This window comes from Pseudonocardia sp. GCM10023141, assembly GCF_042653605.1.
This window is the reverse complement of the sequence record NZ_JBHSIR010000051.1, coordinates 1-18,825: the sequence shown is the minus strand read 5'-3', so window position 1 is coordinate 18,825 and position 18,825 is coordinate 1. Positions and strand designations below refer to the sequence as shown.

Here is an 18,825-nt window from a genome sequence, read left to right as displayed (position 1 = left end):
CAGTAAGACCAACCCAGGGGTCAACTTTCCGGAGCCGCCAGGGGGTCAAATTTGAGAAATCGTTGACAGGGGACGACGATCTGTGGTTGCGGGTCGCCGAACTGCGGTTCACCGGGCGCCAACCCGAACGCGCCGCTCAGCTGCTGCTGCGGGTGGGCCGCCAGGCCCTGGACAGGGGGGCGTTGGCCACCGCGTCGGCCGTGCTGGGGCGCGGCCGGGAGCTGGCCCGCCCGGGACCGTTGCGGACCGATCTGGGCCGGGCATTGCTCGAGGCGCTCACCAGCGCCGGGGACCTTCAGGCACTCGAGCTGGGCGAGACCGTACTCGCCGAAGCGGAACCCGCCGCGGAGGCCGAGATCTATCTCCTGCTGGCCAGGGCCGCGCTGACCGCCGGCCACACCGACGACGCACGGGCCCATCTCGACCGCATTCCTACCGGCGCCGACGCGGCGCTGGCCGCCCGCGCGGCGGCCGTCGCGGCCCACCTCGCGCTGGCCGAGGTGGGCGTCGACCGCCTGCGCACCGCTGAGCGGCTCGCGGACCATGCCGCGCAGGCGGCCACCGCGGCGAAGCTGCCGGAGGTGGCGTGCGAGGCGTTGGAGGTCCTCGGCCGGTGCGCCAGGGTGACCAGCCTGGCCCGGGCCGAGGAGGCGTTCACCGACGCCCTGCAGATCGCCGAGCGGGCCGGCTCGCAGGTCTGGCGGGTGCGTGCCCTCAACGAGCTCGGCACGATCTCCATGTTCCGCGACGTGCGCCCGGACCGTCTCGAGCAAGCCCGCCATGAGGCCGACCAGGCCGGTGCCGTGGCCACCGCCGCCGGTATCGACGTCAACCTGGCCGCCCTCTACGTCATGCGGGCCGAGTACCCGGCCGCCGTCGAGGCCGCGCAGCGCTGCCACCGGACCGCGAGCGCCTACCGGCTCCCGGTGCTCGCCGCCGCCGAGCTGTTCCATGGCGTCATCGCCACCCACCAGGGCCGCTTCGCCGACATGGCCCGCCACATCAAAGCGGCCGAAGCTTTGGCCGGCGACGATCCCGACATCCTGGTCGGGACGTGGGCGATGTGCCGGGCGATGCGCTCGCTGCTGCAGGAAAACCGGCCACGAGCCCACCACGAGTTCGCGGTGGCCCAGGCCCGCCTGACCGACCGGCCGGCGTTGGCGATCAACCCCAGCGAGGGACCGCGGCTGCTGCTGCGCGCCGTCGACGGCCAAGCCAGTACCGACGAGGTAGCCGACTTCGCGGGCAGCCGCGCCAACGGCTCCCGCTGGACCGATCTCTGGGCCGGCCTGGCCGCCGCGGCGGTCACCGCCGACCCCGACGGGGTCGAGGCCGCCCTGGTCGTCGCAGCCCCGATGCCACTGTTCCGCGCCCTAGGACTGCGGCTGGTCGCCGAGCGCGCCCTGCACGACGGCTGGGGCGATCCGCCGGCCTGGCTGGGCGAGAGCGCCATGTTCTTCACCGACCGACACCCCCGCGTCGCCTCGGCCTGCCGATCGATGCTCCGCCACGCCGGCATGCCCGCGCCGCGAGACCGACGGGTCGACCGCGAGGTACACAGCCGGCTACGCCGGCTCGGGGTCACCGCCCGCGAGGCCGAAGTACTCGAGCTCGTCGGTGAACGGGCCGGCAACCGCGAGATCGCCGCCCGGCTGCACCTCTCGGCCCGCACCGTGGAGAAACACGTCGCCAACCTGCTGCGCAAGACCGGCGCCACCGACCGCGCCGCACTGGTGCTCGCCGCCGAAGATAGGGGCGTAGCACCCATCCGCCCGCCCACCTGAGCAGCCCATCCTCGACCGGACCACCCTCCGATCCGATTCGAGGAACATCATGGCGATCGCCGTTCTGTTCGAACTCCCACCCGGCAGCACCCTGGCCCAGTACGACGCCGCGATGGACGCCGCCGGTGACGCCGCGCTGCACCAACCGGCCCGGCTCTACCACGTCTGCTACCGCACCGACACCGGCTTCGGTGTCCTGGACGTCTGGGACTCCGAGGAGGCGTTCGCCGCGTTCGGGGAGATCCTCGGCCCGGCCAGCGCGAAGGCCGGGATCGCACCCACCCCGCACGTCTACCCGGCCCATCAGATCATCACCCAGACCGGAGAACGCCAGCTCCCCGCCACGGCCGAGGCGCGCTGAGCCGCCCGACCGTCCGTGCCGGGTGACCCAGGTGGTCGCCCGGCACGGCCAACTCCTGCCCCAGCCCCCTTTCGCCACCGGAGTTTTCTGATGTTCAGCTTCGACCACAGCATCACCATCGACCGACCAGTCGCCGAGGTGTTCGCCTACACCACCGACCCGCACAACATCCCGCACTGGCGACCCGACGTCCGGCAGGTCCGCGGCGCGCAGCTACCCCTCACGCCGGGATCCACGTTCTCCGAGATCGTGCAGTTCCTCGGCCGGAAAGAGTTCGGCATGATCGTGCGGGAATGGGTGCCCGACCGGCGGGTGGTGCTGGAGAACCTGACAGGTCCCGGCGTGCGGCCCACCCAACGCCTCGAATTCGCCCCCACCACGACAGGCACCAGGCTCGACATCCACGTCGACGCCGCCACCTCCGGGGTGTTCCGGCTCATGGAACCACTGCTACCGGCGCAACTCCGCAAGAAATGGACTGGCTACCTCGACAACCCTCAAACACATCGTCGAAGGCGAACACGCCGACGCCGCCTAACCGTTATCCGTCACGGCCTCGCGTGGGGCTGGACCTCAGCTGTCCGGGCGGGCGAGAGCGGCTGCAGCGGTACGGAATCTGGCCTCGAGTGCCGGTGAGGACATCTGACCGGCGCGCTGGCAGTGTCGGATCTCGACCAGCAGATCGCGTAGCGCGTCGGTCAGGTGACCGGGTTCGGTGTCGGCGATCGCGGCGTCAGCCTGGTCGATCGCGGCGTCCACCACGGCTATTCCGGAAGTGTCGCGAAGGCGGTCGAGGGCGTAACCGACCAGTTCGAGCGAGCGCTGCCGCCGCCACGGGGTCACGACCGTACCGGCTGACTCCATGACGGGGTGATCGAGCGACCCAGCCAGCGAGACCGGGGGAAGGCTGCGCAGCCCGGACCGCACGCGGGCCAGCAGCTCGGCGAGCGCGAAGGGCTTGGGCAGAAAGTCCTGAGCCCCGTTCTCGAGAGCATCGACGGGGGAGATGTCAGAGGCGGCGGACACGATCAGCACGATGAGATCGGGATCTGCCGCGAGGAGGAATCCAAGGACGTCCAGCCCGTGCATATCGGGCAGATACAGGTCCAGTACGACCAAGTCGGGCGGATGATCCGCGGCCGCAGCCAGCGCGGCAGCACCGGTGGCCACGGTCTGCACCTGGTAGCCCTCGGCCTGCAGCGCCCGTCGTAGCAGGTCGCGGATCCGGGACTCGTCATCGACGACCAGAACGCTCGACACCACCGTCTCACCCAACTCACGCAATCGTCGTTTCCCGGGTGTGCCCGCGCATCGTGTCCCAGGCGGTCGGAACCTGCCGAACCTGCGGTGAGAACACGAGGACAATCCGCGACCAAACCGGCTGCTTGATCTTGCCCGCGCAAGATTGAAGACCCAGCGACGTCAGCTGTCGGTTGATGAGTTGGGCGAGGCGGTGGCGACGCGCCGAAACCCGCGGGTAACAGCGCGGGTGCGGCCCGGACGCGGGGCAGCGGTTCATCCGGGCCGGCGAGCAGACACCCCACCCGCGCTCCCATGATCCAACAGCCGTGACGGCGTGCAGGCCGGGGGCCAGGCTGGAGCACAACGACAGGACGTAGACCGGGGCGGAGTGGAGTCAATGGACAGGGCGCGACGCAACCTGCTGACCGACCCGACGACTTGATGGGCGATGTCGGCGATAGCCCTGCCACGACGCCACCGATTTCGGGCGTCGTCCACAGCCAGGTTGACCTAGCTGGGGGTTGTTCCCGGTGGAGGCCGTGGGGGATGCGCCACCATGAGGGCGGCGTACTCGACGGCCTCCATCGGGCTTGTTACGGATACATGACCGCCCCCTAACGTGTGAGCGATTGAGCCCGCAACAGGCGTCTACTAGCGGGGCGTGACCACCGCGGTGGATCAATACCTGCTCGGGTGATCTCGTTCGGATTCGGCGCCGACTTCCGACCCCATGCACGTCCCGTTCATGTGCTCGGAAGGGACCTTGTCATGCCCAGATCTCGACGTCTTCCTGCGATCGCCGCGGGCGGTGTGCTCGCGCTCGCCGCGGCGGTCGGTTTCGCCGGCCCCGCGGCCGCGAGCGGTGGTGGCGGGTTCACCCTGCAGATCACCTCCGCCACCGGCCTCAACCCGACCACCGAGTCGGTGACCCTGCCGCTGCTGCAGGGCACCCACAACGGCCAGGCCGTGTACTACGTGGTCACCGACGACTCCGACCAGGCCGACGCCGCACGGCGCGGAGTCAACTGGGCCCCCAAGCTCGCCCACGCCCTGGGCACCGCCGCGGTGCAGAACGCGTCCGCTCCGGGTGGGGTGGTGGAGTTCCCGGGCATCGTGGACTTCTCCCCGACCCGCTCGGTCACCCCCGGCCCGGCCGGCAACGAGTTCGGCGGCGGCACCTACGCTCCCGGCGCGGTCGGCGATGCCACCTACAGCCCGCTGATCACCACCGGCGGCGGGATCGTGTTCGAGGCTTCCCAGATCGCCGACAACTCCGGCCAGCACGACTCGATCGTGTCCATCGACAAGCCCAACCACAAGGTCACGCTCAAGACGTTCTTCGGGTTCTGGAACGGGCACCGCACCATCTACCTGCACCTCGACGCCTCCTCCCCGGTCGTGGCCGCCGCGGAGGCCTCCAACTTCGCCCCCAACCTCGACGCCGCACCCGGCCTGGGCTCCAACGACGTGAACACCTCCGCCCGCTCAGCGATCCTGCCGATCGTCAACGGACCGGTCGGCGCGACCAACCCGCAACGCCAGGGCCTGAACTCCGCCCTGCGCGGCGAGGGCGACCCGCTCAACATCAACCAGGACATCCCCGGACAGGGCAACGGCCGCTACTCCCCCGCGTGGGACGTGCACCCGGTGTTCTGGACCCAGGCCGCGATCGACGCCGGACAGCGCCGGCAGCTGGTCTCCGGTAGCGACGTGGCCAGCGCGTTCGGCAACGGCCAGATCACCGGCGGCACCGGCCCGGCCAACCCCAGCCTCGGTGGGTTCCCGGCCGGTGGGTTCATCTCCAACTGCCCCATCGTCGCCGTCGGCTGACCCGCCGCGCCCATCACCAACCGCGATGCGCCCCGAGGGCGGCCGATACCGCCGTCCCGGGGCGCACCCCGAGCGCCGGAGCTATGCCCTTCGTCGTTGCCCATGTGCTTCTTGACGGGTGCGGTCCATCGATTCCGGGCCGTTTCCCGGAGCTCCAGGCGGGCTCGGCCGCGTTGGGCATCAACCCTGATGACGCTCATCGAGTAGTGCTCAGACCTGCTCATTGAAAGTGCCCAGCCAGGGCGACGCGCCGACGGAGGTCCCGTCGACGTGGGCGGGCTCCCTCAACTCTGTGGTCTCTGCTGGAGATCACGAGGTGAGGGAGCCCGCCCGGTCATGCTGGCATGGGAGAGCGTTGTGGAAGCGAGAGCACTTCAGGCGCGGGGTTGGTCGATCTCGGCGATCGCCCGGCACTTGCAGATCAACCGGCGCACGGTGCGCCGCTACCTGTCCGACGACGTTGTGGTGGGGGTGCGGGCCCCGGCCGGGCCGGGCGGGTTCGATCCGTTCGTCGAGTACGCCCGTCAGCGGCTGGTGGATGATCCGCACCTGTGGGCGAGCGCGCTGCATGACGAGCTGGCCGAGCTCGGCTATGGCGGGTCGTATCCGTCGCTGACCCGGGAGTTGCGGGCCCGCGAGCTGCGCCCGCACTGTGAGCCCTGCCAGGTCGCGAAGGGTCGGGACGTGGCGATCATCGCCCATCCGGCCGGGGAGGAAACTCAGTTCGACTGGCTCGAGCTGCCGGATCCGCCCGCGGCCTGGGGGTGGGGCAAGACCGCGCACCTGCTGGTCGGGGCGCTGGCGCACTCGTCGCAGTGGCGTGGAGTGCTCGCCCCGGCCGAAGACCAGCCGCACCTGATCGAGGCCCTCGACGCCGTCGTGCGCCGGCTCGGTGGGTTGACCCGGCGCTGGCGGTTCGACCGGATGGCCACGGTCTGTCATCCCGACTCGGGCCGGTTGACCGCCACGTTCGGGCCGGTGGCGGCGCACTACGCCGTTGGCATCGATATCTGCCCGCCACGACGCGGGAATCGCAAGGGTGTGGTGGAGAAGGCCAACCTGACCGCGGCGCAGCGCTGGTGGCGCACGCTGCCTGATGATCTCTCACCGGCCGCAGCACAGGCCAGCCTGGACCGGTTCTGCGCCCGGGTCGGGGATCGACGTCCCCGCCGCCGGGACGGAGAACGGCTCACCGTCGCCGCACTGGCCGTCGACGAGCCGCTGCGCCCGGTCCCGACCGGCCCCTACCCAGCCCTGCTCACCGCCTCGGCCAAGGTGAGCCCGCAGGGCCTGGTCGCGTTCCGTGGCAACCGCTACTCCGTCGGCCCCGGCCACGTCGGCGCCGTCGTGACGGTCACGCACCGGCTGGGCACTGCGACCCTGGACCTGATCACCGGCGGCGGCGTGGTCCTGGCCCGGCACCGCCGCCTGCCCGACTCCGCGGGCGCCACCGTCCGCCACGACGAGCACGTCGCCGCGCTGGAGCGCAGCGTGCTGGGCGCGTTCACCGACCGCGCACCTTGCAAGCGCAAGCTGCGCCGTCCGCCCTCGCCCGCGGCCCGGGCGGAGGCCGCCCGACTGCGCGGCGATCGGGACCACAACGGGCCCGGTGAGCAGGTGGTCATCGACTTCGCGGACTACGTCGCTGCGGCCGCCGACCGCCAGCGGAACACCAGCGCCCCCACGAGCGCGGAGGTGAGGTCGTGACCGGCAACAGCGAGGCGTTGATCTATCAGCGGCTCCGGGCGCACCTGGCCTACCTCAAGCTCACCGACGCCGCCGAGGCCCTGCCCCGGGTCCTGGACACCGCCCGCAACCAGGGCCTCGGACTGACCGCGGCCCTGGAGCAGCTGATGGCCGTCGAGGTCGGCGCGGTCGAGACCCGCCGCCAGACGGGCCGGCTGCGGTTCGCCTGCTTGCCCGAGCCCTGGACGCTGGACCACTTCGACTTCGCCGCCCAACCCGGCGTCGACGAGGCCCTGGTCCGCGACCTGGCCACCCTGCGGTTCCTCGACGACGCCACCAACGTGCTGCTCATCGGCCCGCCCGGGGTTGGGAAGACGATGCTGGCGATCTGCCTCGCCCGCGCCGCGGTCGACGCCGGGCACCGGGTCTACTTCACCTCCGCCACCGACCTCGCCGCCCGCTGCCACCGCGCCGCGCTGGAGGGCCGCTGGAACACCTGCATGCGCTTCTTCGCCGGCCCACGACTGCTCGTGATCGACGAACTCGGGTATCTCAACGTCCCCGAGGAAGCTGTCGCCGCCCTGTTCCAGGTGATCACCCAACGCCATCTCAAGGGCTCGATCGTGCTGACCACCAACCTCGGGGTCGCGTCTTGGGCATCACGGCTGGGCGACCCGATGGTCACCGCGGCCATGCTCGACCGGCTCCTGCAACGCGCCGTCGTCCTAGGCATCGACGGGCCCTCCTACCGACTGCGCACCCACCAGGCCCGCACCGACACCCTGCGAAAGGCGGTCGGATCATGAACCCGCCCACCACCGAGCACCCCGCCGGCGGTCACAGCGCTGGCTCCACGGGAACTCGGCCCTGCCCCGTCTGCGGCGCCCAGTGGCGACCCACGCCCAGCCAACCCCGGCAGCGCTACTGCAGTCCCCGCTGCCGAGCCGCCGCCTGGCGGCGCCGATCCCAGGGCCGACCCGAGAACGCCATCCCGCCGTCGGTGAACGCCGTGAACGGCGAGCGCGACGTCGCGAACGTCCCGAACGGCGAGCGCGACGTCACGAACGTCCCGAACGGCGAGCGCGACGTCACGAACGACGCGAACGTCCCGAACGGCGCCCGACCCCCATCCGAACCCGGCAGCACGCACACCACCCAGACCTGCCCGCACTGCCGCCAGCCGATCAGCCTGCTCACCCTGATCGTCCCGCCGGCCGCGGCGCACGTCGCCATCCCCGAACCACCGAACCGCCGCACCCTGCGACGCGTCACCTGACTACTTGCCCGACCACGCCGGAACTGGCAGCCTCGACCCGGCCCTCAGCTGAGCACTTTCGCTGAGCAACTCTGGGCACTTTCGGCGAGCGCCATCAACCCGATCACCTCCACCGTTGCCCTGTCATTTATCCGAGGAAGAGGCGGTTTCGCCATGCCCACGATTCTCAAGACCACCGCGCTGCGACTGTTGGCAGTAGCAGCGCTGGCCGCGCCAATCGCGCTGGTCACCGCCGGTCCCGCCGCGGCCGCCCCCGCCGATTCCGAGGTGCTGCCCAGCGCGCTCGCGTTCGACGGCGGCCCCGGCGGGCCGCAAGTCACCTCGCACACGGTCACACTGCCCCTGCACACCGGGATCGGCCCGCACGGGCTGCCGGTGCGCTACATCGTCACCGAGTCCTCCTCCGCCGCCGACGCCGCCGCACACGGGGTGAACTTCGCCCCGAAACTGGCCAACGCGCTGGGCACCGCCGCGGTGCAGCACACCACGGTGGATCGGCTGGGGGCGGTGCACTTCGCCGGCACCGTGGACTTCTCCCCGACCCGCTCGGTCACCCCCGGTTCGGCGCCGAACTACTTCCCGCCCACCGCCTACGCCCCCGGCGCGATCGGCGATTCCGCCTACAGCCCGCTCACCTCCACCGGGGACGGGGTGGTGGTCAACATGCCGCAGATCTCCAACCTGTCCGGGCGCAACGACAGCGTCGTGTCGATCGACGACCTGCACAACACCGTGACCCTGACGCTGTTCGGCGGCTTCTACGACCACCACCCGATCCTCTACATCCGCACCGAGGCCTCCGACCCGCTGCTGGCCGCGATCGAGTCCAGCACGTATGCCCCGAACCTCGCCGCCGCCCCCGGTATCGCCTCCGACGACCCGGCCACCTCAGCACGGGAGGCGATCGTGCCGATCGTGAACGGACCGACCGGGGTGACCAACCCGCAACGCCAGGGCCTCGACTCCGCCCTGGCCGGCGAAGGCGCACCGCTCAACATCATCCAGGAGGAGCCGGGCGGGGCGTCGAGCCAGTTCTACGGCCCGGTCTGGGATGTCACCGCAGGCGTCTGGACCGACCCCGCGATCGCCGCGGGTGCCCGTACCCAGCTGCGCAGCGACGCGGCTGTCGAGCAGCAGGCCCAGGCCGGGAACCTGACCAGTTTCGGGACCGGACCGCGCAACCCGAAGCTCGACCTCAACGCCACCGGGTTCATCTCGCTGTGCCCGGTGATCGCCGTCCTACCGGTGCCTGCCTGACCCCACAACCGGTGGTGAGCCCTCCTCGCTACCTGGCCACTGCAGATCCGACCGGGCCTACCGCGGATGAAGTGGCGAGGTCGCCGTCGGAGTTCTGCTCGCCGGTGCCCGGCACCAGACGAATCCGACGTCGGCGACCGCGGTTGTGGAGGGGATCCAGCCGCGGCCGCCGGCCTGCGCCCGGCCGGGGGCACCCGGTCGCGGGAACACCCTCACGGTAGGACGCGCGGGGAATCCGCGCGCTGCGGACGGCGTCGATCCGGTTAGTGTCGATGGTCGTCTACGGGTCGGGTTCAGGCGCCGCCGGCGGTGACGACCATGTCGGTGACGAACCCGGCGGCCAGACCGGCCAGCACACCCCAGTAGAGCAGCGTGCGGCGCGGCGAGCGCAGCGCGACCCCGGTCAGCTGGATGACGACATACAGGATGGACCCGGCCGCGAGGGTCAGGAACACCACCGAGAGCGGGTCGCTGCTGAACTCGTGCCCGAGCGCGGTACCCAGGAACGTCGGCCCGCCGCCGATCAGACCCATCACGGCGAGGAACCCCCAGCTGGGACGGTCGCCGTCGGCCGCCAAGGGCGCGACGATGCCGAAGCCCTCGGTGGCGTTGTGCAGGGCGAACCCGATCACCAACAGGGTGGCCAGCGCGATCTGCCCTTGTGCGGCGCTGCCCCCGATCGCCAGGCCCTCACCGAAGTTGTGCAGACCGATCCCGACCGCGATCAGCAACGCCAACCGCCGCGCCGGTGACCACGCCGGGCGCGCAGGCACCTCGGTGGCGGCCATCGCCCCCGGACCACCCACAGATCCACCCGCGGTCGCGCTGCTCGGGGGCGCACCGGCGCGGCGGGTCATCCACTGCTCATAGCCGACCAAGCTCAGCAGCCCGACCCCGATCCCGCCCAGGAACAGCGTCCCGTAGCCGAGCACCGGGCCCAGATCGCCGCTGCCGTCACGCAGCGCACCCAGAGCTGTGTCGACGGGTTCCCAGGCGTGGGCGAGCACGTCCCACAGCAGGAACACCAGGATGCCGATCGCGACGGCGTTGAGGAACACCCGCAACCCCGGCGCCGGCGCGCGCATCCGGCCCAACGGCAGCCCGAGCAGGATCGTCACCCCGGCGATGAACCCCAGCAGCAGCGTCTGTCCCTCATCCATCAGTGACCCTTCCCGTCCCGCGAAGGACACCCTCCGCAACCCTGCGTGCAGGGCAGGCTCAGCTAATCGTGGCGGATCTGTCAATGCCGGTCCCAGATCCCGGTCACGACGTGAGGCCGAGCGCGAGGGCGAACCCGCTGTAGAACGACGCCGCGGCGGCCAGCCGCCACGGGGTGAGCCGGCCGGCACCTCGACGCCGGGCCGGCGACCAGCGTCATGGAACCACTGGGACGACGAGAGCACGACCGGCGCGTCGAGGAGGTTGAGTCGTGGCGGGGATGCGATGAGGAGGGCGGGTGGCTCATCCCCGCGTGTGCATGGCGAGTTCGAACAGGGTCTCGAGGTCGCGTCCGGCGTCCGCTGCGGCCACCATGACGAGCGCGACCGTCATGACGAGGATGATGAGCAGGGCCCGGCGCGACTGTGGTGGCGGGGCAAGGAGCGCGGTGATGCGGGCCGCGGTGGTGGAGCCGGTGTAGGCCAGCGCGATCCCCCGAGCCGGGGCCTGCGGATGGTGCAGGGCGGCGAGCCCGGCGCGGGCCAGCGCGCGGGCCGCGAGACCCCGGTCGGTGACCGCGGTGGCGGCGGTCTCGTCGGCGGCCCGCTCCAGCAGGTAGTCCACGGTGGCGGGCAGCCGGGTGAGGAAGGGGTTCGCGGCCGCGGCCAGCTGCGCGGCGAGCAGCCACCAGTGGTGCGCGCCGTCGAGGTGGGCGCGTTCATGGGCGAACAGCACGCGACGCTCGGCCGGGTCCAGGACGCGGAGCATGCCGGCGGTGACCACGATGTGCCCGCGGCGGCGGTCCAGCCCGCGTCCCGGGCGTCGGACACGGTGGTCGAAGACGGGCAGTGCGAACGCCTCCACCGCAGACTCGGGGAGCACCACGAGCTCCCCGCCGCCGGCCGGCGCCAGCGTCCGGGCGAGTCTCCAGCTGTGGGCGACCGCGCGCAGCCGCCGAATCGAGGCGTGCGCGAACATCACGGACACCACGGCCAGCGCGGCGGCGGCGCTGTAGGCGATGGCCGGCGCGACCGGGTTGTCGGCCTGCAGCACCGGGACCGACCAGCCGCCGTAGCGGGCGACGAGGGGGATCTGCCCGACCGCGGTCCAGGCCAGCAGGCCCAGCGTCCACACCCATCCGGCGGCGCTGATCAGCCCGGCGCCCACCAGCACCCGGAACCCGATCCCGGGGGGCAGCAGCCGGGCCAGCGGGCGCACCGCGACGCCCAGCAGCAGCGCCGCCAGCACCGGCACGTACACGTCGAGACGCATGAGGGCTCAGCTCTCGATGCCCGGCGAGCCAGACGCGGATGGGGTGATCGGGGCCGGGTGGTGGGCTTGCTGCAGCAGCGCGGCGAGCACGTCGCCGTCCGGGCCGGCGAGCTCGTCGACGAAACGCCGCAGCACCGCGGCCCGGTCGGTGCCCTTGTCCAGCAGCGCCCGCATCTGCCGCGCGGTCAACCCGTTGTCGTCGAGCACCGGCCGGTAGGCGTGCGCCCGTCCGGCGGGTTCCCGGCTGACCGCGCCCTTGGCGTGCAGCCGGGTCAGGATCGTCTGCACGGTGTTGTAGGCCAATCTGGGCCCGAGGGCCTGTTGCACCTGCGCGGCGACCAGCGGTTCGTCCGCGGCCCACAACGCCGCGAGAACCTCGCTCTCCAGCTCCCCGGACTGGCGCCGGTCTGCTCGGGTACCCACCGTGTCCGACCCCTCACTCGCACCCATCACTCACCTACAGTAGCGTAGGAGCTGCTACCTACAGCACTGTAGGTACACGGCGGTGGTGCACGAGTCGGGCCGCGTGCCGTTCCCCTGTGAGCGAGGAAGCCGTCATCACGATGCTGTTCTCCGATCTGGCCTCCGGCCCGGCGGCGGCCGCCGGGCAGGTCCTGGCGGTCAACGTCCTGGACCCGACGTCGTTGCTGTCGTGGGCCGGCGCATTGGCGGTGCTGGTGGTGTTGTTCGCCGAGACCGGGCTGCTGGTCGGGTTCTTCCTGCCCGGTGACAGCCTGCTGTTCACCGCGGGGCTGTTCTGCTCGACCGCGGCCGGCGCGGCGGTGCATCTGCAGCTGGGCTGGGTGCTGCCCGCCGCCGCCGTCGGGGCGCTGGCCGGGGCGCAGGTCGGGTACCTGATCGGGCGCCGCGCCGGCCCGGCGCTGCTGGCCCGGGACCGCCCGCGGCTGGCCGCCGGGATGCGTCGCGCGCAGGAGCTGCTGGACCGCTACGGCTACGGCAAGGCGATCGTGTTGGCCCGGTTCATCCCGGTGGTGCGCACCGTGCTCAACCCGCTGGCCGGGGTGATCGGAGTCCCGGCACGGACATTCGCGCTGTGGCAGGTCATCGGAGGGCTGGTCTGGTCGGTCGGGGTGACCCTGGCCGGGTACGCACTCGGCTCGGTGGTGCCGAACGTGGACCGTTACCTGTTGCCGGTGATCGCCGCCGTGGTGGTCGTTTCGCTGCTCCCGCTCGGGCTCGAGCTGCGGCGCTCCCGACGCCGCCCACCACACCACAGCACGGCCGCGACTGACGAGCCGGTGCGCTGAGATGCGAGGGCTCACCGACATCCTCGGCGGCGCGGTCGAGGACACGCAGACGTTCCTGAACTGGGCCAACCGCGGCGGGTTCGACGCGGTGAACGCCTTCGCCACGCACGCCGGCTGGCTGCACCCGGTGATCGTCGGCTACGCCACCTACGGGGTGGTCGGGTTCGCGGCGTTGCTGCTGGCCGGGTGGTGGCTGGCCCGGCGCGCGACGAGAACGCCGTCCTGCTCCGCGGCGTCCGGCTCCGCGCCGTCGGTCCCGTCCGCTGCATCGGCCGGCGGAGGACCGGCACGGAGGATGGCGGCGGCGCTGTGGGCGCCGGTGGGGATGCTGATCGCCCTCGGGCTCAACCAGATCGTGGTGGCCTCGGTGCATGAGCTGCGGCCCTACACCGTGCTGCCCGCCGCGCAGGTACTCGTCGCCCGCAGCGCCGACTACGCGTTCCCGTCCGATCACGCCGTGATGGCCGGAGCCGTCGCGGCCGGGGTGTGGCTGGTGTCGCGGCGCCTGGGATACCTCGCCGCGGCCGCGGCGCTGCTGATGGCGTTCGCCCGAGTGTACGTCGGCGCGCACTGGCCCGGTGATGTGCTCGTCGGGCTGGTCTTCGGCGCCGCGGTCACCGTGGTCGGCTACCTGCTCGCGCGCCCGCCGCTGACCCTGACGGTCACCGGGCTGGCCCGCACCCGCCTGCGGCCGCTCCTGACCGCACACGCCGCGCCGGAGAACCCCGCGCCGCAGGACCCCGAGATCGAACCCGACCTGACCCAGGCAGGTCAGCTCATCGCGAGCTCGCAGAAGGACGGCGGCGCCCCGCAGCAGCAGGCGCTCGACCCGGCGCGATCCAACCCGGCGCCGTCCGCGGCACAGACGTGGGCCGCAAGCCCGCGGGACACCCTGTGGTGACGCCACCCGCGCTGCCCGGGATCTTCGGGTCGCTGGCGCCGATCCTCAACTCCTACGGCTACCTCGCCGTGGGTGGGCTGTTGTTCCTCGAGGACTTCGGGGTCCCCGTTCCGGGGGAGACGATCCTGATCGCGGCCGCGGTCTACGCCGGCGCCGGGCAGCTCAACATCGTCCTGGTCGTGCTGATCGGGTTCCTCGCCGCGCTGGCCGGGGACAATGTCGGGTTCGCCATCGGTCACTTCGGCGGCCGCGCGCTGGTGCTGCGGTTCGGCCGCTACGTGTTCCTCACCGAATCCCGGTTGGGCAAGGCCGAGGGGTTCTTCACCCGCCACGGCGGGAAGGTCGTCACCATCGCCCGGTTCGTCGAAGGGCTGCGCCAGGCCAACGGCATCGTCGCCGGGATGGCCAAAATGCCGTGGCGGCGGTTCCTGCTGTTCAACGCGCTGGGCGCGGCCATCTGGGTCGGAACCTGGAGCGCGGTCGGGTACCTCGCCGGCAACCACCTCGACGCCATCTACGCCCAGGCCAAACGCTACGAGCTCTACCTGCTCATCGCGCTCGCCGTCGTCGTCGTCGCGCTCGTTGTACGGCACCTGCTGCGCCGCCACGGGCGTCAGGGTGAGCCCGGCGGTGACCCGCGGTGACCCGGTGGGCGATCGTGTCCGCCGTCGGGAAGCAGGGCCGGACATGACCGCGCACCCGCCGGATCCGCAGCTGCCGTCGCCGACCCGGATGCTGGGCTGGCTGGCGGTAACCTGCGCCGCTGTCGTGGCGGTGCTCGGTCTGCTTGTCGGGGTGCACTGGGCGCCGCTGCTCGACCTGGATCAGGCCACCGTGCAGGGCGCCCACTCCGCGGTGATGTCCCAGCCGTGGCTGTTGGCCGCAGCCCGGGCGGCCACCGCGATCGGGAGCCCGGTGGCGGTCGACGTGGTCACCGCCGTGGCCGCGGTCGTGCTGCTGATCGGGCGGCGCTGGCGGGCGACGGTCCTGCTTGTGGTGGCCCGGTTCGGGGAACTGGCCTGCGAAACCGGGATCAAAGATCTCTTGGCCCGGGCCCGGCCGTACTTCGCCGATCCGGTGGCGGTCGCGTCCGGGTACAGCTTCCCCTCCGGCCACGCCGCCGGGACTGCCGCCGGCTACGGCGCGCTCGTGCTGTTGGCCCTCCCGTTGGTGGCCCGGCGCCGGCGGCCGCTGCTGCTCGCCGTCGGGGTCCTGCTCACCGTGTCGGTCGGTGCGTCGCGGGTGCTGCTGGGCGTGCACTACCCCAGCGACGTCACCGCAGGTGCGGCGCTGGGCGTCGTGTGGATCGCCGGAGCGGCGTTCCTCGCCACCCGACCGCTGCCCACGACGACCGGCCGACCACGATCCGGCCCGCCGAGCAGGACCGACCCGAGGCCATGACCAGTAGCCGCCGAGCACCCCGCACGGGAGATAGCCCGTGGCCGCCCCTGGCGTGGGCCCGAGCGTCAAGCACCGCGACGGGGCCAGCCCAGCAGCGGGCCGCGTCCGGCCTGCCGAAACTGGTAGACCGCGCGGTGCGCGAGCACGGATTCCGTCGCGTCCACACGCGAGCCGCGCTGACCGCCATGCTCAGCGGCTTCGGCGCGGTCTGGTGGCCGCTGCTGCTGATCAGCGGCCACCGCGCCAGCCTTCCCTGGCTCATCGCCGCGGTCCTGGTCGCCGGCGGCGCTGGAGCGGTGGCGGTCAATGCCACCGTGGTCTGGGTGCTGGTGCGCACCAGGCCCCAGCCCGTAGCCCCGACCGCTCGCGGGTCGGGGCCCAGCGCGGTCTCGCTGACCCGCCTCATCCTCCTGCCCGGGACCACCGTGATCGCCGTCTTGCACCGGCGCGTCCGCAGACCTACCGGTAGCGGCGCGCAGCAGCCCGGCGGCGAACGTGGGTGCTGAAACACGCCGCCCGCAATGACAACGGTGCGGCCCGTGAGCTGCTCGGTGACGGTCCCGCCGCGGTCGGGCGCGGCAGGCCGAGGCCCGCGAGTGCGGCGACCGCGGGTGTCGCCGTACGCGGTGAGACGCCCGCCACCGTTATCCGACGGATCGGCGCTCGGCTACGAGAGCGGTTCTGCTTCCAGGAGTGCGGGGTGGCCGTCCGCGCCGGCGGGCAGCGGATAGAAGCTGTGGTGGGTGAGCTCGTCGACGGCGACCACGTGTGCACCGTCGGCCAGATGATCCGATCCGACCACGCTCAGGCGGCGATCATGCAGCTCGAGCAGGCTGACCCAGCCGCTCTCGGCGGCGACGTGGAGCCGGTGCGCGCCCGGGTCGTAGGCCAGCACGTCGGGTTGCGGCCCGACCAGGTCACTACCGATCGTCTGTCCGGTGGCGAGGTCGACGGTGAGCAGGGTGGCGTTAGCGTCGCAGGCCAGGAAGCCCAGCCGCTTGGCCGGGTCGAGGGCCAGTCCGTGGGGGTGATCGCAGCCGGGAAGAGGAGCCCGACGGGTGACCGCGAGGGTGGTGGGGTCGAGCTCGGCCAGGTCGCCGCGGCCCTGCACGGCGACCCACATCCGGTCACCGGTCGGGTCGTAGGCGACGTTGCCGACCTCCCCGCCCAGGTCGACGGTGCCGCGGGGGGCACCGGTGGTGGCGTCGATGACGGTTTCGGTGCCGCCGGTCTCGTTGGTGGTCCAGACCGTGTTGCGCCGCGGGTCGTAGGCGAGGCCGTCGGGGTAGTCACCGGTGGGCGAGCGGGTCACGACCTGGCCGGTGTCTTCGTCGAGGCCGACGACCTCGTTGGTGCCGGTCGCGGTGGCGTAGACCCGGTGCAGCGCGGGCACCACGAGCACCCCGTGGACCTGCGCCAGGTTCGCGATGGTGCGCAGCACCTGGTGGGTGGCCAGGTCGACCTCGATGACCTCGCTCGCCCCCAGGTGCGCGATGAACAGCAGGCCGCGCTGGTCATCGGAGCTGGCGTAGTCGAACCGCGACCCGTCCCCGGGCAGCGGGACCTGCGCGATGATGCGCTGCGGCAGCGCCACCCGGGGTGGCAGCGTCGAGCCGATACCGCTCATGACCAATGCGGCCGCACCGGCCGTCGCCACCACGACCGTCGCCACCACGACCGTCGCCAGGATCAGCCACGATCGCCGCCTCATCCGCCCCGCCGCCGCTCGTATCGTCCGCGGCGTGTTCACCGGCGGCGACCCACGCGCAGCCGCTTCATGAGTGCAGTCGCACCGACTTTCACCCCGTTACTCCGCAACAGCCGGCCCTCGAGGAGACTCGTGCGCCGCTGCTGCCCGTTGTTGTGCCTCTCCAACGGTAGCCGCGCTCAGCGCGCCGAAGGCGGCGGGAGGCGACGGCTGTGCTTAGGCCAGACCGAATATGCCGAGCAGGGTTTGTCCGAACAGCAGCAGGGACATGCCCGCAACGGCGGTAACGGCGATGGTGGCGGCGATGCGGAACAGCGGCCCGTTGACGGCCGAACCGAGAACGCTGCGCCGGTTGGCCAGGATGAGGATGTAGGTGAGCACGATCGGCGCGACGATGCCTTGCAGGACCTGGGTGCCGATCAGGAGCTGGATCAGGTTGACCGGGGTCAGGGCGACGGCGGCGCCGAGGGCGACCTGACCGGTGAACAGGCCCAGGAACAGGGGGGCTTCCCGGAACCGGCGCGACACCGAGCGTTCCACGCCGATCGCTTCGCTGATCGCATACGAGCTCGACAGCGGGACCACGGCGCCGGCCAGTGCGCTGGCGCCGAGCAGCCCGGCGGCGAACAGCAGCACCGCGCCGGGTCCGGCGACCGGGCGAAGGGCTTGGGCGGCCTGGTCGGCGGAGTCCAGCGGGCCTTGGCCGCCGATCGTGGCGCCGGTGGCGATGATGATGGTGATGGAGATGACGCAGGCGAACACCGCACCGCTGATCGCGTCGAGGCGGGTGGCGCGGTAGTCGTCGGGGCCGGCCCCGCGGTCGACGACGCCAGCGGCGGCGTAGAGCTGCATATAGGGGCTGACCGTGGTGCCGATCAGCGCGACCCCGAGCAGCACGAAGTCCTTGCTGGCGACGAAGTACGGGAACACCAGGTTGGCGCCCACCTGGCCCCAGTCGGGATGGCCCAGGACCGCGGCGATCGGGTAAGCGAGGAACGCGAGGGAGAACACCAGGAAGATCCGTTCGGCGTAGCGGTAAGACCCGAACAGCACCAGCGCCCAGATCAGTACCGCGAAGATCGGGATGACCAGATAGCGCGACACCCCGACGAGTTCGAACGCGGCACCGATCCCGGCGAACTCGGCGACGACCAGCCCGGTGTTGGCCAGCAGCACGCAGAACAGTGCCAGCCCGGTCAGGCGCAGGCTGAACTGCTCGCGGATCAGCGCGGCGAGGCCTTTGCCGGTGTAGGTGCCCAGCCGCACCGCCATCTCCTGCACCAGTACCAGGGCGATGGTGACCAGCACCATGAAGAACAACGTGCGGTACACGAACTGGGATCCGGCCGAGGAGTACGTGGCGATCCCGGCCGCGTCGTTGCCGGCGTTGGCCGCGATCAGCCCCGGGCCGGCGATGGCCAGGTAGGCGAGGACCCGGCCACGGCGCCAGCGTCGTTGCCAGCGCCCTCGGGTGGGCCGCAACGGTTGGGCGTCGCGCAGCGCGGCACGGGACCCGCCGTCTGTGCTGGTCGGGTCGGTGGGGGACGGCGGGTTGTGCTCCCCGGTTGTGGGGTTGGTCATCGCAGCAACCTGGGGAAATGCAGGCGTCCGGCCTGCGTTCCGCAGTTCAGGTGGGCGTCTAGTACGCGGATTGTGGTGTTGACCTGCGGAAATGCGCCGT

The 18,825-nt window shown here is 71.8% G+C and carries 19 protein-coding genes; 13 read left to right on the top strand and 6 right to left on the bottom strand.

Annotated elements, in window-relative coordinates; all coding sequences use genetic code 11:
• The first annotated feature begins 86 nt into the window (after positions 1–86).
• The 3 genes from ACFPFQ_RS28940 (at position 87) to ACFPFQ_RS28930 (ending at position 2,781) form a co-directional block, all read left to right on the top strand.
• Positions 87–1,784, top strand: coding sequence for a helix-turn-helix transcriptional regulator (locus ACFPFQ_RS28940; RefSeq protein ID WP_379624410.1), 1,698 nt, complete (start codon positions 87–89; stop codon positions 1,782–1,784).
• A 49-nt stretch (positions 1,785–1,833) separates the two neighbouring features.
• Positions 1,834–2,145, top strand: a complete 312-nt coding sequence (locus ACFPFQ_RS28935) for a hypothetical protein (protein ID WP_379624408.1) — start codon at positions 1,834–1,836, stop codon at positions 2,143–2,145.
• A gap of 90 nt (positions 2,146–2,235) precedes the next feature.
• Positions 2,236–2,781 (top strand): SRPBCC family protein, encoded by a 546-nt coding sequence (locus ACFPFQ_RS28930; protein ID WP_379624407.1) that lies wholly within the window; start codon positions 2,236–2,238, stop codon positions 2,779–2,781.
• Here ACFPFQ_RS28930 and ACFPFQ_RS28925 read toward each other — a convergent pair.
• Entirely contained in the window at positions 2,719–3,405 is a 687-nt protein-coding gene (locus tag ACFPFQ_RS28925; protein WP_379624414.1) for a response regulator transcription factor, read from the bottom strand. The genes ACFPFQ_RS28930 and ACFPFQ_RS28925 overlap by 63 nt on opposite strands.
• A 750-nt stretch (positions 3,406–4,155) precedes the next feature.
• On the opposite strand from ACFPFQ_RS28925, the gene ACFPFQ_RS28920 reads away from it, so the two are divergent.
• The 5 genes from ACFPFQ_RS28920 (at position 4,156) to ACFPFQ_RS28900 (ending at position 9,436) form a co-directional block, all read left to right on the top strand.
• A complete protein-coding gene (locus ACFPFQ_RS28920; protein ID WP_379624405.1) occupies positions 4,156–5,217 on the top strand; it encodes a hypothetical protein in 1,062 nt (353 codons plus the stop codon).
• 336 nt (positions 5,218–5,553) lie between these two features.
• On the top strand, positions 5,554–6,924 hold the full coding sequence (locus ACFPFQ_RS28915; RefSeq protein ID WP_379624403.1) for a Mu transposase domain-containing protein: 1,371 nt from the start codon (positions 5,554–5,556) through the stop codon (positions 6,922–6,924).
• Positions 6,921–7,709 carry an IS21-like element helper ATPase IstB gene (istB, locus tag ACFPFQ_RS28910; protein WP_379624401.1) on the top strand — a complete coding sequence of 263 codons (789 nt, stop codon included), beginning with the start codon at positions 6,921–6,923 and terminating at the stop codon, positions 7,707–7,709. The genes ACFPFQ_RS28915 and istB overlap by 4 nt, the downstream gene beginning before the upstream one ends.
• A 194-nt stretch (positions 7,710–7,903) precedes the next feature.
• Positions 7,904–8,179: a hypothetical protein gene (locus ACFPFQ_RS28905; RefSeq protein ID WP_379624399.1), complete on the top strand. Its 276-nt coding sequence runs from the start codon at positions 7,904–7,906 to the stop codon at positions 8,177–8,179.
• Positions 8,180–8,332: 153 nt separating this feature from the next.
• Positions 8,333–9,436 (top strand): hypothetical protein, encoded by a 1,104-nt coding sequence (locus ACFPFQ_RS28900; RefSeq protein ID WP_379624398.1) that lies wholly within the window; start codon positions 8,333–8,335, stop codon positions 9,434–9,436.
• Between the two features lie 293 nt (positions 9,437–9,729).
• On the opposite strand, the gene ACFPFQ_RS28895 is transcribed toward ACFPFQ_RS28900, so the two are convergent.
• The 3 genes from ACFPFQ_RS28895 to ACFPFQ_RS28885 form a co-directional block, all read right to left on the bottom strand.
• Positions 9,730–10,596, bottom strand: coding sequence for a ZIP family metal transporter (locus ACFPFQ_RS28895; protein ID WP_379624396.1), 867 nt, complete (start codon positions 10,594–10,596; stop codon positions 9,730–9,732).
• A gap of 301 nt (positions 10,597–10,897) precedes the next feature.
• A complete protein-coding gene (locus ACFPFQ_RS28890; RefSeq protein ID WP_379624394.1) occupies positions 10,898–11,866 on the bottom strand; it encodes a M48 family metalloprotease in 969 nt (322 codons plus the stop codon).
• A gap of 6 nt (positions 11,867–11,872) precedes the next feature.
• The gene (locus ACFPFQ_RS28885; protein WP_379624392.1) at positions 11,873–12,289 is read right to left on the bottom strand and encodes a BlaI/MecI/CopY family transcriptional regulator; all 417 of its coding nucleotides are present in this window, start codon (positions 12,287–12,289) and stop codon (positions 11,873–11,875) included.
• 140 nt (positions 12,290–12,429) lie between these two features.
• Between ACFPFQ_RS28885 and ACFPFQ_RS28880 the strand changes: the two genes are divergently transcribed.
• From ACFPFQ_RS28880 to ACFPFQ_RS28860, 5 genes are all read left to right on the top strand, one after another.
• Complete coding sequence (locus ACFPFQ_RS28880; RefSeq protein WP_379624412.1) at positions 12,430–13,134, top strand: DedA family protein; 705 nt, start codon at positions 12,430–12,432, stop codon at positions 13,132–13,134.
• A gap of 1 nt (position 13,135) precedes the next feature.
• Positions 13,136–14,035: a phosphatase PAP2 family protein gene (locus ACFPFQ_RS28875; protein ID WP_379624390.1), complete on the top strand. Its 900-nt coding sequence runs from the start codon at positions 13,136–13,138 to the stop codon at positions 14,033–14,035.
• Positions 14,029–14,679, top strand: coding sequence for a DedA family protein (locus tag ACFPFQ_RS28870; protein WP_379624388.1), 651 nt, complete (start codon positions 14,029–14,031; stop codon positions 14,677–14,679). The genes ACFPFQ_RS28875 and ACFPFQ_RS28870 overlap by 7 nt, the downstream gene beginning before the upstream one ends.
• 43 nt (positions 14,680–14,722) lie before the next feature.
• On the top strand, positions 14,723–15,436 hold the full coding sequence (locus ACFPFQ_RS28865; RefSeq protein ID WP_379624386.1) for a phosphatase PAP2 family protein: 714 nt from the start codon (positions 14,723–14,725) through the stop codon (positions 15,434–15,436).
• Between the two features lie 134 nt (positions 15,437–15,570).
• On the top strand, positions 15,571–15,942 hold the full coding sequence (locus tag ACFPFQ_RS28860; protein ID WP_379624384.1) for a hypothetical protein: 372 nt from the start codon (positions 15,571–15,573) through the stop codon (positions 15,940–15,942).
• Between the two features lie 161 nt (positions 15,943–16,103).
• Here the strand turns inward: ACFPFQ_RS28860 and ACFPFQ_RS28855 are convergent, their stop codons facing one another.
• Both ACFPFQ_RS28855 and ACFPFQ_RS28850 read right to left on the bottom strand, forming a co-directional pair.
• Complete coding sequence (locus ACFPFQ_RS28855) at positions 16,104–17,147, bottom strand: YncE family protein (RefSeq protein ID WP_379624382.1); 1,044 nt, start codon at positions 17,145–17,147, stop codon at positions 16,104–16,106.
• Between the two features lie 213 nt (positions 17,148–17,360).
• A partial coding sequence (locus ACFPFQ_RS28850) for an NRAMP family divalent metal transporter (RefSeq protein WP_379624380.1) occupies positions 17,361–18,825 on the bottom strand: 1,465 nt, incomplete at its 5' end.

Coding starts and splice junctions, on each gene's coding strand:
- ACFPFQ_RS28895 (WP_379624396.1), bottom strand. CDS start 10,596: ATGGATGAGGGACAGACGCTGCTGCTGGGGTTCATCGCCGGGGTGACG.
- ACFPFQ_RS28920 (WP_379624405.1), top strand. CDS start 4,156: ATGCCCAGATCTCGACGTCTTCCTGCGATCGCCGCGGGCGGTGTGCTC.
- ACFPFQ_RS28875 (WP_379624390.1), top strand. CDS start 13,136: ATGCGAGGGCTCACCGACATCCTCGGCGGCGCGGTCGAGGACACGCAG.
- ACFPFQ_RS28880 (WP_379624412.1), top strand. CDS start 12,430: ATGCTGTTCTCCGATCTGGCCTCCGGCCCGGCGGCGGCCGCCGGGCAG.
- ACFPFQ_RS28930 (WP_379624407.1), top strand. CDS start 2,236: ATGTTCAGCTTCGACCACAGCATCACCATCGACCGACCAGTCGCCGAG.
- ACFPFQ_RS28935 (WP_379624408.1), top strand. CDS start 1,834: ATGGCGATCGCCGTTCTGTTCGAACTCCCACCCGGCAGCACCCTGGCC.
- ACFPFQ_RS28865 (WP_379624386.1), top strand. CDS start 14,723: ATGACCGCGCACCCGCCGGATCCGCAGCTGCCGTCGCCGACCCGGATG.
- ACFPFQ_RS28900 (WP_379624398.1), top strand. CDS start 8,333: ATGCCCACGATTCTCAAGACCACCGCGCTGCGACTGTTGGCAGTAGCA.
- ACFPFQ_RS28915 (WP_379624403.1), top strand. CDS start 5,554: ATGCTGGCATGGGAGAGCGTTGTGGAAGCGAGAGCACTTCAGGCGCGG.
- ACFPFQ_RS28855 (WP_379624382.1), bottom strand. CDS start 17,147: ATGAGGCGGCGATCGTGGCTGATCCTGGCGACGGTCGTGGTGGCGACG.
- ACFPFQ_RS28890 (WP_379624394.1), bottom strand. CDS start 11,866: ATGCGTCTCGACGTGTACGTGCCGGTGCTGGCGGCGCTGCTGCTGGGC.